The 13,416-nt window shown below is 70.1% G+C and carries 12 protein-coding genes; 8 read left to right on the forward strand and 4 right to left on the reverse strand.

The window, feature by feature from the left end; genetic code table 11:
* Nucleotides 1-16 precede the first annotated feature (16 nt).
* From ACXYX3_RS08615 to ACXYX3_RS08635, 5 genes are all read left to right on the forward strand, one after another.
* Nucleotides 17-877 carry a GNAT family N-acetyltransferase gene (locus ACXYX3_RS08615; RefSeq protein WP_458611405.1) on the forward strand — a complete coding sequence of 287 codons (861 nt, stop codon included), beginning with the start codon at nt 17-19 and terminating at the stop codon, nt 875-877.
* Nucleotides 874-1,719, forward strand: a complete 846-nt coding sequence (locus ACXYX3_RS08620) for a lysophospholipid acyltransferase family protein (protein ID WP_241204030.1) — start codon at nt 874-876, stop codon at nt 1,717-1,719. The genes ACXYX3_RS08615 and ACXYX3_RS08620 overlap by 4 nt, the downstream gene beginning before the upstream one ends.
* A gap of 92 nt (nt 1,720-1,811) precedes the next feature.
* A complete protein-coding gene (locus ACXYX3_RS08625) occupies nt 1,812-2,960 on the forward strand; it encodes a cysteine desulfurase family protein (RefSeq protein ID WP_458612016.1) in 1,149 nt (382 codons plus the stop codon).
* 2 nt (nt 2,961-2,962) lie between these two features.
* Nucleotides 2,963-4,036, forward strand: coding sequence for a tRNA 2-thiouridine(34) synthase MnmA (gene mnmA / locus ACXYX3_RS08630; protein WP_458611406.1), 1,074 nt, complete (start codon nt 2,963-2,965; stop codon nt 4,034-4,036).
* An 81-nt stretch (nt 4,037-4,117) separates the two neighbouring features.
* Nucleotides 4,118-5,698 (forward strand): Na+/H+ antiporter, encoded by a 1,581-nt coding sequence (locus ACXYX3_RS08635; protein WP_458611407.1) that lies wholly within the window; start codon nt 4,118-4,120, stop codon nt 5,696-5,698.
* A gap of 3 nt (nt 5,699-5,701) precedes the next feature.
* Here ACXYX3_RS08635 and ACXYX3_RS08640 read toward each other — a convergent pair whose 3' ends face one another.
* Nucleotides 5,702-6,421, reverse strand: coding sequence for an SDR family NAD(P)-dependent oxidoreductase (locus ACXYX3_RS08640; RefSeq protein WP_458612017.1), 720 nt, complete (start codon nt 6,419-6,421; stop codon nt 5,702-5,704).
* A gap of 94 nt (nt 6,422-6,515) precedes the next feature.
* Here ACXYX3_RS08640 and ACXYX3_RS08645 point away from each other — a divergent pair, with 94 nt between their 5' ends.
* Entirely contained in the window at nt 6,516-7,118 is a 603-nt protein-coding gene (locus ACXYX3_RS08645) for a TetR/AcrR family transcriptional regulator (RefSeq protein ID WP_458611408.1), read from the forward strand.
* Nucleotides 7,119-7,125: 7 nt separating this feature from the next.
* Here the strand turns inward: ACXYX3_RS08645 and ACXYX3_RS08650 are convergent, their stop codons facing one another.
* Nucleotides 7,126-7,779: a sensor domain-containing protein gene (locus tag ACXYX3_RS08650; RefSeq protein ID WP_458611409.1), complete on the reverse strand. Its 654-nt coding sequence runs from the start codon at nt 7,777-7,779 to the stop codon at nt 7,126-7,128.
* Between the two features lie 35 nt (nt 7,780-7,814).
* On the opposite strand from ACXYX3_RS08650, the gene ACXYX3_RS08655 reads away from it, so the two are divergent.
* Nucleotides 7,815-8,825, forward strand: a complete 1,011-nt coding sequence (locus ACXYX3_RS08655; RefSeq protein ID WP_458611410.1) for a uroporphyrinogen decarboxylase/cobalamine-independent methonine synthase family protein — start codon at nt 7,815-7,817, stop codon at nt 8,823-8,825.
* 18 nt (nt 8,826-8,843) lie between these two features.
* On the opposite strand, the gene ACXYX3_RS08660 is transcribed toward ACXYX3_RS08655, so the two are convergent.
* Nucleotides 8,844-10,460 (reverse strand): 4-coumarate--CoA ligase family protein, encoded by a 1,617-nt coding sequence (locus ACXYX3_RS08660; protein WP_458611411.1) that lies wholly within the window; start codon nt 10,458-10,460, stop codon nt 8,844-8,846.
* A 172-nt stretch (nt 10,461-10,632) separates the two neighbouring features.
* Between ACXYX3_RS08660 and ligA the strand changes: the two genes are divergently transcribed.
* Nucleotides 10,633-12,741, forward strand: coding sequence for an NAD-dependent DNA ligase LigA (gene ligA, locus ACXYX3_RS08665; protein ID WP_458612018.1), 2,109 nt, complete (start codon nt 10,633-10,635; stop codon nt 12,739-12,741).
* Here the strand turns inward: ligA and ACXYX3_RS08670 are convergent.
* Nucleotides 12,738-13,397 carry an ACT domain-containing protein gene (locus ACXYX3_RS08670; RefSeq protein ID WP_458611412.1) on the reverse strand — a complete coding sequence of 220 codons (660 nt, stop codon included), beginning with the start codon at nt 13,395-13,397 and terminating at the stop codon, nt 12,738-12,740. The two genes, ligA and ACXYX3_RS08670, sit on opposite strands and share 4 nt — an antisense overlap.
* Nucleotides 13,398-13,416 lie beyond the last annotated feature (19 nt).

Consider the following 13,416-nt stretch of genomic DNA (forward strand, 5'->3'; position numbering starts at 1 on the left):
AGCGACCGTGCTGACCATGAGCACTGCTTCTGTACTCATCTCCACCCAGGACGCCCCCGACGACACCAATGCGCCGACCGGCCCGACGCCCCGCTATTCGCTTCTGCTGTGCCGTGACGACGACTCGATCGAGGCGGCCCAGCGGCTGCGCCACGACGTGTTCACCTCCGAGCCCGGTTTTGCGCTCGTCGACGGCGGAAACGGCCGCTCGGACGGACTGGATGCCGACCGCTTCGACGAATACTGCGACCACCTGCTGGTTCGGGAGGACCGCACCGGCGAGCTGGTCGGCTGCTACCGCATGCTGCCTCCGCCGGGGGCCATCGCCGCCGGCGGCCTGTACACCGCGACCGAATTCGACGTCTCGGCCCTCGACGCGCTGCGGCCGTCGCTGGTCGAGATGGGCCGCGCCGTCGTGCGCGACGGGCACCGCAACGGCGCTGTCGTGCTGATGATGTGGGCAGGCATCCTGGCCTACCTGGACCACAGCGGCTACGACTACGTGACCGGCTGTGTCTCTGTGCCGGTCGCCGATCCGGCCGGCGTCGAACCCGCCGGCGCCCATCTGCGCGGCGTCCGCGACTTCGTGATGCGCCGGCACCGCGCACCGCACGACCTGACCGTGCGCCCCTACCGACCGGTGGTCGTCGACGGCCGCACCCTCGACGACATCGCCCCGCCCGCGCGCGTGTCCGTGCCGCCGCTGATGCGCGGATACCTGCGGCTGGGCGCCCAGGTGTGCGGCGAACCGGCCCACGACCCGGACTTCGGGGTCGGTGACTTCCCCGCCTTGCTGGACAAACGCCGTGCCGACGTGCGCTATCTCACCCGGCTGCGCTCGGCGGGTGCCGCGACGGCGACAGTGACCGCGTCGTGAGCGCCCGCCCGCACGCCTGGTTGCCCGCAGCGTCCTGCGGCCCGACCTGTATCTCCGCGGGCGGCGCCACGGCGAGTCGACGCGCTGCCGTCGTCTTCCGTGTTGCGCTCCGCGCCACGCTGACGGTCGTCCTGCTGCCGACACTGCCGCTGCTCGCGGTGCCGCTGCCCGGCCGCGCGCACCTGCAGCGCCGCTACTGCCGCGTCGTGTTGCGCTGCCTGGGCATCCGGATCACTGTGTCCGGCGGACCGATTCGCAACGTACCCGGGGTGCTCGTCGTCAGCGGGCACGTGTCCTGGGTCGACGTCTTCGCGATCGGCGCCGTCATGCCGGGCGCCTTCGTCGCCAAGGCGGAGATGATCGGCTGGCCCGGACTCGGCGCACTCGCCCGGTTGATGAAGGTGATCCCCATCGAACGGGACAACCTGCGCCGACTGCCCGAGGTGGTGAACGCGGTCGCCGAGCGGCTGCGCGCCGGCCGCACCGTGGTGGCGTTCCCCGAGGGCACGACGTGGTGTGGCCTGGCCTACGGGCCGTTCCGGCCGGCGATGTTCCAGGCCGCGATCGACGCGGGCCGGCCGGTGCAACCGTTGCGGCTGAGCTATCACCATCGCGACGGCCGCGCGTCGACGGCGGCGGCCTACATCGGTGACGACAGCCTGCTCACCTCGATCCGCAGGCTCGTCACGGCGCAGCGCACCGTCGTGCACGTCCGCGTCGAATCGTTGCAGCTGCCGGGTGTCGATCGCCGCGACCTGGCAGCCCGGTGCGAGGCCGCGGTGCGGGGGACGAACGCCTCTGCGATCGGCGTCCGCGGAGAGGGTCACGCCCTGGCGGCCTGACCTCTCGAATACGGCCGAGGGCACCGTCGCGGCTATTGTGGAGCGTTGTGATTGCGTCCGCGGTGTATCTCGACCACGCTGCCACCACCCCGATGCGCCCGGCCGCCATCGAGGTGATGAGCTCTGCGCTGACCTCGGTCGGGAACGCGTCCTCGCTGCACGGATCGGGCCGCCTGGCGCGGCGCCGGCTGGAGGAGTCTCGGGAGACGCTGGCCGGCCTGCTGGGTGCGCGCCCCTCGGAGGTGATCTTCACCGCCGGCGGTACCGAGAGCGACAACCTCGCCGTCAAAGGCATCTACTGGGCCCGCCGCGACGCCGACCCCACCCGCCGACGGATCGTCACGACCCCGATCGAACACCACGCGGTGCTCGATGCCGTGGAATGGTTGGTCGACCACGAAGGGGCAGAGGTGACCTGGGTGCCGGTCGATCGGCACGGAGTGGTCTCGGCGGAGGCGTTGCGCGCCGCGATCGGCGATCCCGCCGACGTCGCCCTGGTGTCGGTGATGTGGGCCAACAACGAAGTCGGCACGATCATGCCGATCGCCGAACTGGCCGCCGTGTGCGCGGCCGCCGCTGTCCCGATGCACAGTGACGCGGTGCAGGCCGTCGGTCAGATCCCCGTCGACTTCGCCGCATCCGGTCTGTCGGCGATGAGCCTCACCGCCCACAAGTTCGGCGGCCCCACCGGTGTGGGTGCGCTTCTGCTGCGGCGGGACACCGCCTGCGTTTCTCAGTTGCACGGCGGTGGCCAGGAACGCGACGTGCGATCCGGCACCCAGGACGTCGCCGGGGTGGCCGGTATGGCGGCCGCTGCCCGCGACGCCGTCGAGACGATGGACGCCACGGCCGCCCGGGTGCGTGCCCTGCGGGACCGGATGATCGACCGCGTACTCGCGACCATCGACGACGTCGACCTCAACGGCCCGGCGGGTGCCGGCCGGTTGCCCGGGAACACCCACTTCACATTCCGCGGGTGTGAGGGTGACTCACTGCTGATGCTGTTGGACGCCAAGGGGATCGAGTGCTCCACCGGGTCGGCGTGCACAGCCGGGGTGGCGCAACCCTCGCATGTGCTGACCGCGATGGGGGCCGATCCCGCCAGCGCACGCGGTTCGCTGCGGTTCTCCCTGGGGCACACCAGCACCGACGACGACATCGATGCGGTGCTGGCCGTGCTCCCGGCCGCTGTGGAGCGCGCGCGCCAGGCGGCCCTGGCGAGTGCGGCGGGACGGGCGTAGCCATGCGGGTTCTGGTCGCGATGAGCGGTGGCGTCGACTCCTCGGTGGCGGCGGCGCGGATGGTCGACGCCGGACACGACGTGACGGGCGTGCACCTGGCGCTCTCGTCCGCGCCCGGCACACTGCGCACCGGCTCGCGCGGATGTTGTTCGAAGGAAGACGCCGGTGACGCCCGCCGGGTCGCCGACATGCTCGACATCCCGTTCTATGTCTGGGATTTCGCCGACCGCTTCAAAGAAGACGTCATCGACGACTTCGTCGAGTCCTATGCGCGGGGCGAGACGCCCAACCCGTGCGTACGCTGCAACGAGCGAATCAAGTTCTCCGCGTTGGCTTCTCGCGCTCTGGCATTGGGTTTCGACGCGCTGGCCACCGGCCACTATGCGCGGCTGTCCGACGGTCGGCTGCGCCGGGCGGTCGATCACGACAAGGACCAGTCCTACGTGCTGGCGGTGCTGACCGCCGAGCAGCTGCGGCACGCGGTGTTCCCGATCGGGGACACCCCCAAGGCGCAGATCCGCGAGGAGGCCGCGCGCCGGGGACTGTCGGTCGCCGACAAGGCCGACAGCCACGACATCTGCTTCATCCCGTCCGGAGACACGCGGGCATTCCTGGGCGCTCGAATCGGCGTGCGCCGGGGCGCGGTGGTCGACACCACCGGTGCTGTGCTGGCCGAACACGACGGTGTGCACGGCTTCACGATCGGTCAGCGCAAGGGCCTCGGCATCCCCGGTCCCGGTCCGGACGGCCGACCGCGTTACGTGACGGGTATCGACGCGGACACCGGCACCGTCTACGTCGGTGACGCCGCCGACCTCGAGGTGCACTCGCTGCTCGGTGAGCGGCCGGTGTTCACCTCGGGAGCCGCCCCCGACGGTCCGGTGGAGTGCACCGTGCAGGTGCGCGCCCACGGCGGCACGGCCGACGCCGTGGCTCACGTCCGTGACGGCGCCGTCGTCGTGGCGCTGCGCAGCCCGCTGCGTGGGGTGGCGCCGGGACAAACGCTGGTGCTCTATCGGCCGGACCCCGAGGGGGACGAGGTGCTGGGTAGCGCCACGATCGCCGAGGCGCGCTGACCGACCGCTGCCAGTGCATCGCGACGTGTACTGCAGCTGACACCGATTGACAGGTGTGCGCCGTGGCGTGAGGGTGTCGACGTGGACCATGCCGAGGTGCTGATCACCGCACTGTTGATGGCCGTCGCGGCCCTGGGTGCGCTCGCATGCCGGCTGTCGGTGCCCTATCCGATACCGCTGGTGCTCGGCGGCGCCCTGGCCGGGTTCATTCCCGGCCTGCCGGACATCAGCCTGGAACCGGATCTGGTGTTGGCGCTGTTTCTGCCCCCGCTGCTCTACAAGTCGGCGATCTACGCCAACTTCGGTGATTTCCGCACGGGGCTGCGCAGTCTCACCCTCAGCGCGGTGGCTCTCGTCGTCGTCACGATGGTCATCGTGGCCTGCGCGGCCCACGCCGTGATTCCCGGAATGCCGTGGGAGGCCGCGTTCGTGCTCGGTGCGATCGTGTCGCCCACCGACCCCGTCGCCGCGGCCACGATCATGCGTCGACTCGGTGCGCCCCGCCGGTTGATCAGCAGCATCGAGGGGGAGGGACTGTTCAACGACGCGACCGCACTCGTGGCGTTCCGGGTGGCGATCGCCGCGACGGTCGCGGGTGGGTTCTCGCTGGCCGACGCGGGCCTGAGCTTCGTGGCCGGTGCGCTCGGTGGCATCGCGATCGGTTTCGTGGTGGGCTGGCTGTCGGGCTGGGTCCGCGCCCGCATCTACGACGCGCAGATCAGTGTCACGATCTCACTGCTCACCGGCTACGCGGCGTTCCTGCCCGCCGAGGCGGCCGGGGCGTCGGCCGTGCTGGCGGTCGTCACCGCCGGCATCGTCATGGCGATCCGCAGCCCGGAAGTGCTCGAGGCCCGGCCCCGGTTGCAGGGCTACTTCGTCTGGGACATCGTCGATTTCCTGATCAACGCCACGTTGTTCGCGCTGATCGGTCTGCAGCTGCACGCGATCGTGTCCGGTCTGCAGGAGTATCGCTTCGCCGCGCTGGCGGGGTATGCGGCGGCCGTCATCGCCGCCGTGGTGGCCAGCCGCTTCCTGTGGTTCTTCACCGTGCCGTATCTGATCCGGGTGCTCGACCGAAGACCCCGGCAGCGTGCGCGACGCGCGCCCGCATCATGGCGAATCGTGTTGGCGTGGAGCGGGATGCGAGGTGCCGTGTCGCTGGCCGTGGCGTTGGCGGTGCCGGCGCAGACAGCCGACGGCGGCGCGTTCCCGCACCGAGAGTTGATCCTGTTCCTCACCTTCGCGGTCATCTTCTTCACCCTGGTGGTGCAGGGGCTGACGCTGCCGGCGCTGATCGACCGGCTGGATCGCACCGCCGACCCCGAGACCGCCGAGGAGGATCGCGCGCGTCTGGCGGCCGCCCGCGCGGCGATCGAGCGCATCGACGAGCTGGCCGATGAGCAGTGGACGCGTGCCGATACCGCCGAGCGCATGCGGGGCCTGTACGAATACCGGACACAGCGGTTCGAGGCGAGGTTGGCCGGCGACGAGGCCGGTGACTACGAGGAGCGGTCGCGGACGTATCAGGACATGGTGCGTTCGGTCCTGGCGGCGCAGCGCAGCGAGCTGCTGGCGATGCGGCGCCGGGGCGAGCTCTCCAACGAGGTTTTCAACCGGATCCTGCGTGACATCGATCTCGAGGAGTCGCGCCTGGAGACGTGACGGTCACACCGCGAACGGAAAGCTGGTCGGGGGCCCGGACAGGGACTCCTTGGCCTTGCGGCCGAGCGCGTCGAAGATCTCCACCTCACCCGCTTCGAGCCCGTCGAGGGCCACGCTGACGAGATCGGCCGGGTCGATGACGGCGCCCTCGCCGAACTCGATTCCCTGACGTTCGGCGAAGTCGAACAGCGTCTGCGTGCCGATCAGGCCCGGAATCAACGCTGCGACATGCGTTCCCTGCGCGGCGAGTTCCATGCGCACGTTGTTCGTCAGACCCCACTCGGCCGACTTCGAGGCAGCGTAGGCGGCGTTGCCGTCCACAGTGGTCCACGCGGCCGCGGACAGCACGTTGAGGATCGCGCCGCCTCCGTTGCGGGCCAGGACGGGGGCGAAGGCACGGATCATCGCCAGCGTGCCGTGGTAGTTGGTGTCGATCACGGATCTGATCGCGCGCAGGTCGCCGGTGATCAGATTGCCGCCGGCGGTGTCGGCGGCGTTGTTGATCAGGAGGTCGACGTCGCCGGCGAGGTCGGCTGCGGCGCTGACCTGGGTGGCGTCGGTGATGTCGAGGCGCAGGGCGCGGACGCCCGGAACGTCGACGAGCTCGGGATGTCGGGCGCCGGCGTAGACCGTCGCTCCGCGGCGGAGTAGTTCGACGGCGAAGGCGCGGCCGAGGCCGCGGTTCGCGCCGGTCACCAGGGCGGTGGCGCCGTGGATCTGCATGAGGGTCTCCTCGTCATCCGATGAACATGACCACGCGGTCATGTTGTCACCCTGGCAGAAGATGACCGAGTGGTCAACTTGGTACCCTGGGGCCATGTCGTCGCCCGCCCGTCCCCAACGCGCCGACGCGACCCGCAATCGCGCGTCGCTGTTGGCGGCAGCCGAAAAGGTGTTCGCCGACAAAGGGCACACCGCCTCTGTCGCCGACATCGCCGCGGCCGCCGGGGTGGCCAAGGGCACCGTGTTCCGGCACTTCGCCACCAAAGAGGACCTGATCGCCTCGATCGTCTGCCATCACATCAACGTGTTGTCCTGCACGGCAAGAGAACTCGCCGACGCTGCCGACCCCGGTGAGGCCCTGCTCGAATTCCTCACCGTCGCCGCGGATCAGCGACGCCGACACGACCTGACATTCCTGCAGACCGCCAGCGACAACGATCGCCGAGTGGTCCGAGCGCGCACCGAGCTGCACGAGAGCCTCGCCGTACTCGTCAGGCACGCGCACGAGGCGGGAGTCATTCGCTCCGACATCACCGAAGCCGACGTGTTCCTGCTCATGTGCGCGCCCGTCCATGCGGTCGAGAACGTCGCCGATCCGCCACCCGCCCTCTGGCGGCGCTACCTCGCGATCATCTTCGACGGGTTGCGCCCCCAGGGGGCCCACCCACTCCCGCACCCCGCCCCGGTCCTGCCCTAGCCCTGTGTCAGCCCGGCACGTTGTCGGCGATGTTCGTCATCACGAGGTCGGGCACCGAATCGGGGAACGAGCAGAACGTCACCTCGATCAGCACGACCGACTTCACCCGATAGTTGCGGCCGCAGGCGCCCGGCCGGATGCGCACCGCATCGCCGGTCGCGGCCACCTCGCCGACCAGCGCAGGGCCCTGCTCGGTGCCGCTGCAGGCGGAGATCTGCCGGGTCAGGTCGGTCAGCGCGGCCGTCGCCGTCGCAGTGTCGCGGTAGCCGGCAGCGGCCTGCGAGAGCAGGCCGCCCCGCCGGGGACTTTGATAGGTGGTCTTGTGGAACTCCTCGACGTCGGGACCGAACACCTCGGTCTCGGCGAAGAGCCAGTCACACTCCTGGGGTAGATCCCGAGTGAACACGTCGGGAAGAAAGCCTTGATCGGTCGGAATGTCCACCGGCACTTTGCTTTCCGTTCCGGGTATCTCGGTGAGGTCCGCGCCCGCGCCGCTGAGGGCCTGCATCTGCGACCGGTCGAGCAGCACGGTGTCGACATCGACCGGCGACCGGGAGTCCTCGTCGATGGCGGGTGCCGGCCGGGTGGCCAGGCCCGGGACCGTCTGTGTGCAGCCGGAAACGGCGATCGCCAGCGCGCACAGCAGCACACGGCCCGTCATGCCCCGACAGTAGTGCGTCGCCTATCGTCGGGCGAGTGACTGCTTACGCCACTGCGACGGGGATCGGATCGTGGCCGGGTACCTCGGCCCGCGAGGCAGCCGAGGTGGTGGTGGGCGAGCTTCATCGGTTGCCGCATCTGGTCGAGTTGCCGGGCCGGGGCGTGGGCGCGGACCTGATCGGTCGCGCCGGTGCGCTGCTGGTGGACATCGCGCTGGACACCGTGCCCCGCGGCTACCGCATCGCGGCGGGGCGTAGTTCAGCGACGCGCCGCGCGGTGAGCCTGCTCGACGAGGACGTCGACGCGCTCGAAGAGGCCTGGGAGAAGGCGGGTTTGCGCGGCGGCGACCGGATGGTCAAGGTGCAGGCGCCCGGGCCGGTGACACTGGCGGCGCATCTGGAACTGGGCGGCGGACACCGGGCGATCACCGACGCCGGCGCCGTGCGGGATCTCACCGCCTCGCTGGTCGAGGGCGTGGCGGTGCACCGCGCCGAGCTGGAGCGGCGACTGCAGACGACGGTCGTCGTGCAATTCGACGAGCCCACACTGCCCGCGGCGCTGGCCGGGCGGTTGAGCGGGGTGAGCAGCCTCAACCCGGTCCACCCGGTGGACGATGCGGTGGTCACCGGTCTGCTCGACGAGTGTGTCGCCGGCGTGGGCGGCGAGGTCGCGGTGCACTGCTGCGCCGCCGATGTCCCGTGGAAGGTGTTGCAGCGCAGCACGATCAACGCTGTCATGGTGGACGTCTCGACGCTGACCGCGACGGATCTCGACGGCGTGGGGGAGTTCCTGGAATCGGGTCGGACGGTGCTGCTCGGCGCCGTGTCCGCGCTCGCGCCCGCCACCCGCCCCGCGGTCGAGGAGGTGGCAGCGACGGTGGCCGCGGTGACCGATCGGCTCGGCTTCCCGCGGAGCGTGCTGCGCGACCGCGTGGGTGTCACCCCCGCGTGCGGGCTCGCCGGCGCCACGGTCGACTGGGCCCGGCGTGCGGTGGAGACGGCACAGAAGGTCGCCGACGGTCTGGCCGAGGACCCGGACTCCGCCTAGGGGTGGTGCTTGTAGCTCTCAGACCGTGCGCAGATCCTTGCGCAGGATCTTGCCCGACGCCGATTTCGGTATGGCGTCGATGAACTGGACCCGACGTACCTTCTTGTAGGGCGCGACCTGGCCGGCGACGAACTCGATGACCTCGTCCTCGGTGAGCTCCGCGTCGGGCTGCTTCACCACGTAGGCCTTGGGCACCTCTTCACCCTCGTCGTCCGGCACCCCGATCACCGCCGCGTCGGCGATGCCGGGGTGGCCGAGCAGCACGGCCTCCAACTCGGCGGGGGGCACCTGGTACCCCTTGTACTTGATGAGCTCTTTGAGCCGGTCGACGATGTAGACGCAACCGTGGGCGTCCACCTGGGCGAGGTCACCGGTGTGCAGCCAGCCGTCGTCGTCGATGGTGGTACGAGTGGCGTCGTCGTTGTTGAGGTATCCGGCCATCACGTTGGGGCCCTTGAACCACAGTTCGCCGGTCGCGCTGAGGCCTTCCTCGGGCGGGTTGATGTCGTCGCCCGTCTCGGGGTCGACGATCTTGGACACCGCGTTCGACACCGTCCAGCCCACCGAACTCAAAGGCGCATCGACGTGCATGTCGTGCTTGCCCGCGTCGAAGGGGGTGATGTGGCTGACGGGGCTGAGCTCGCTCATCCCGTAGCCCTGCACCACCCGGCAGCCCAGCCGCTCGGCGACGGCGCGACCGAGGTCGGCGTCCAAGGGAGCCGCCCCCGACATCACCACCTTCAGAGACGACAGGTCGTGTTCGTCGACCATCGGGTGCTTGGCCAGTGCGACAGCCACCGGCGGCGCGATGAACGCGATCGTGGCTCGGTGCTCGGCGATGTTGCCCAGGAACTTCGCGAGGTCGAAGCTCGACATGATGACCAGCCGGGCGCGCGCATGCAGCGCGGCGTTGAGCAGCACCGTCATCCCGTAGATGTGGAAGAACGGCAACACCGCCAGCACCACGTCATCGGGCACCATGCCGTGCAGCGGTCGGATCTGCGCCACGTTGGCCACCAGGTTGCGGTGCGTCAGCATCACGCCCTTGGGGTTGCCCGTCGTCCCGGAGCTGTAGGGCAGCGCGGCCAGATGCGACGACGGCGCGAACGTCACCTCCGGAGGTGCAGGGTTGCCGTCGAGCAGCTCGACGGCGTTCGGGTGGCCGTCGGCGGCCCGGCCCGGCCCGTCGAGCACCACCAGGTTCTCGGCGTCCAGCCCGACCATCGCGACGGCCTCGGCGGCCTGCGGAGCCAGCGCGGACACCGTGATCAGCATGGCCGCCCGGGAGTCGGTCAGCTGCTCGGCGATGTCCTTCGCGGTGAACAGCGCGTTGATGGTCGTCGCGGTGACTCCGGCGCGCAGGATGCCGTGGAACGCCACCGCGAACGCCGAGCTGTTGGGGGCCAACAGCCCGACGACGTCGCCGACGCCCAACCCCCTGGCAGCGAGAGCACCCGCGAATGAGTCGATGCGCGCGACCATTTCGCGATAGCTGGTCTGCCGGCCTGTCGTGGAGTCGATCAAGGCGACCCGATCCAGGTGCTCGGTGTCGGGGCCTGTCAGTCCCGAGAACAGGTAGTCGTAGACGCTCGCGGTGGGGATGTCGACTTCGGGGAAGGGGCTCGAGAAGCTCATGGTGTCTCCGATCGAATCATGTCCGGGTCGCGCCGGGTCGGTCTTCGTCGAGCTGCGTCATCAATTTGTAGGACGCCACCATGCAGCGTAGCCAGCGGTCCCGGACGGAGGTGTCGGTCGGTTTCGATAGCCTGCGGGGGTGAGTCCTGAGGCGTCGCCCAATCCCGAGGCAGTGCTGGCCGAGCAGGCCGACGACGCCCCGGATGCCGAAGTGCGTCGGCGCTGGCAAGACCTCGCCGACGAGGTGCGCGAGCATCAGTTCCGTTACTACGTGCGCGATGCACCGGTCATCTCCGACGCCGAGTTCGACACCATGCTGCGTCGCCTGCAGGCTCTGGAGGAGGAGCACCCCGAGCTCCGCACGCCCGACTCGCCGACCCAGCTCGTCGGTGGCGCCGGATTCGCGACCGACTTCACCCCGGCCGAGCACCTCGAGCGGATGCTCAGCCTGGACAACGTCTTCGACCCCGACGAGTTGGCCGCCTGGGCGGCGCGCATCGCGAACGAGATCGGCCCGGACGCCCAATACCTGTGTGAGCTCAAGATCGACGGTGTGGCACTCGCGCTCGTCTATCGCGACGGCAGGCTCGTCCGCGCGGCCACCCGGGGCGACGGTCGCACCGGTGAGGACGTCACGCTCAACGCGCGCACCATCGAAGACATCCCCGAAACACTTACTCCCACAGACGAATTCCCGGTCCCCCCGGTGCTCGAGGTGCGCGGTGAGGTGTTCTTCCGGGTGGCCGACTTCGAGGAGCTCAACGCAGGCCTGGTGGCCGAGGGCAAGCCGCCGTTCGCCAATCCGCGCAACAGCGCCGCGGGCTCGCTGCGCCAGAAGAATCCGGCGGTCACGGCGAAGCGCCGGCTGCGGATGATCTGCCACGGATTGGGACACATCGAGAGCCCGGGCGGTTTTCCGTTCGCCACGCTGCACGACGCCTACCGCGCCCTCGGTGCGTGGGGGCTCCCGGTGTCCGAGCACACCGCGCAGGTCAGGGGTCTGGACGCGGCCACCCAACGCATCGCCTACTGGGGTGAGCACCGCCATGACGTCGAGCACGAGATCGACGGCGTGGTGGTCAAGGTGGACGCGGTGGCGCTGCAACGCCGACTGGGGGCGACGTCGCGCGCACCCCGCTGGGCGGTGGCCTACAAGTACCCGCCGGAAGAGGCGACCACCAAACTCCTCGACATCCGCGTCAACGTGGGCCGCACCGGCCGGGTGACGCCGTTCGCCTACATGGAGCCGGTCAAGGTCGCGGGGTCGACGGTCGGGCTGGCCACACTGCACAACGGGTCGGAGGTCAAACGCAAAGGCGTGCTGATCGGCGACACGGTGGTGATCCGCAAAGCCGGCGACGTGATCCCCGAAGTGCTCGGCCCCGTGGTGGATCTGCGCGACGGCTCCGAGCGCGAGTTCACCATGCCGACGCACTGCCCCGAGTGCGCTACCGAGCTGGCGCCGGCCAAAGAAGGTGACGCCGACATCCGCTGCCCGAATTCGCGGTCCTGCCCGGCGCAACTGCGCGAGCGGGTGTTCCACGTCGCCGGCCGCGGCGCGTTCGACATCGAGGGACTGGGCTACGAAGCCGCCACCGCCCTGCTGGCGGCCGGGGTGATCACCGACGAGGGGGATCTGTTCGGGCTGACCGCGCAGGACCTGCTGCGCACGGAGTTGTTCACCACCAAGGCCGGCCAGGTGTCGGCGAACGGCAAGCGACTGTTGGCGAATCTGGACAAGGCCAAGGCGCAACCGCTGTGGCGGGTGCTGGTGGCGCTGTCCATCCGCCACGTCGGCCCGACCGCGGCGCGTGCGCTGGCCACCGAGTTCGGCAGCCTCGAGGCGATCACGTCGGCATCGGAGGAACAGCTGGCGGCCACCGAAGGCGTCGGCCCGACGATCGCCGCCGCGGTCACCGACTGGTTCACCGTCGATTGGCATCGCGCGATCGTCGACAAGTGGCGGGCCGCCGGTGTGCGGATGGAGGACGAGCGTGACGCCAGCATCGAGCGCACGCTCGAGGGTCTGTCGATCGTCGTCACCGGCTCACTGACCGGGTTCAGTCGCGACGACGCGAAGGAAGCGATCATCGCGCGTGGCGGCAAGGCCGCCAGCTCGGTGTCGAAGAAGACGGCGTACGTGGTCGCCGGCGACGCCCCGGGATCGAAATACGACAAGGCCATCGAGCTCGGGGTCCCCGTGCTGGACGAAGACGGGTTCCGGCGGCTGCTCGCCGATGGTCCCGATGCGGTGTCGGAGGCCGTGCAGCCGGAGACCTAACGCAGGATCGTCGCGATGATGCCGGCGAGGTAACCGAGCCGTGCGACCTCGCTGGGACGGAACTCGGGGCCCCCGGGGCGGCCGAGCACGATCGCGGTGTGGCTGTCGCCGAGCGGCGCCGCGGCCAGCGTCGTGTCCATGTCCCGCCACACCTGGGGCACCCAGTCCGCGTGGCCGTCCAGGGCCGTCGGAGCGGTCAGCGGCAGCCACGGCGTCTGCGCAGCCTGCGTCTCGGGTGCCCCGGAGCTACCGACCACGCGGTGCGGCCCCTGCTCGGTGAGGCGTGTCACCGTGCACCATCCGACCCGCAACACCTTGGGTGCCTCGTCCACCAACACCTGCAGACGGCAATCCTTGCCGTCCGCGGCGGCCACGTGATCGATCAGCTCGAGCTCTCGGTGCGCTTCGAGCAGCCCGGTGTGCGGCCGGATGCTGTCGACGTAGACGCCGTTGATCTTCTCCGCCGCGGTGATCAGCATGTCGGGCATGGCGCCCGGAGGAAGCTCGACCACCAGATCGTCGACGGCATAGCCGGACCCGCGCTCGACCACGTCGAGCGACAGGATGTCGGCACCGACGGACCCCAGGGCCACGGCCAACGAACCGAGGCGGCCCGGGCGGTCCTCCAGCTCGACGCGCAGCAGATACGACGGCACGCGCAACACTGTGTCACGG

The sequence above is a fragment of the Mycobacterium sp. Panama NTM2 genome (assembly GCF_054355555.1).

Bases quoted from the DNA above. Each gene is read 5' to 3' on its own strand.
- ACXYX3_RS08615 (WP_458611405.1), top strand. From the start codon at position 17: ATGAGCACTGCTTCTGTACTCATCTCCACCCAGGACGCCCCCGACGAC.
- ACXYX3_RS08625 (WP_458612016.1), top strand. From the start codon at position 1,812: ATGCGCCCGGCCGCCATCGAGGTGATGAGCTCTGCGCTGACCTCGGTC.
- mnmA (WP_458611406.1), top strand. From the start codon at position 2,963: ATGCGGGTTCTGGTCGCGATGAGCGGTGGCGTCGACTCCTCGGTGGCG.
- ACXYX3_RS08640 (WP_458612017.1), bottom strand. From the start codon at position 6,421: ATGCAGATCCACGGCGCCACCGCCCTGGTGACCGGCGCGAACCGCGGC.
- ACXYX3_RS08645 (WP_458611408.1), top strand. From the start codon at position 6,516: ATGTCGTCGCCCGCCCGTCCCCAACGCGCCGACGCGACCCGCAATCGC.
- ACXYX3_RS08650 (WP_458611409.1), bottom strand. From the start codon at position 7,779: ATGACGGGCCGTGTGCTGCTGTGCGCGCTGGCGATCGCCGTTTCCGGC.
- ACXYX3_RS08660 (WP_458611411.1), bottom strand. From the start codon at position 10,460: ATGAGCTTCTCGAGCCCCTTCCCCGAAGTCGACATCCCCACCGCGAGC.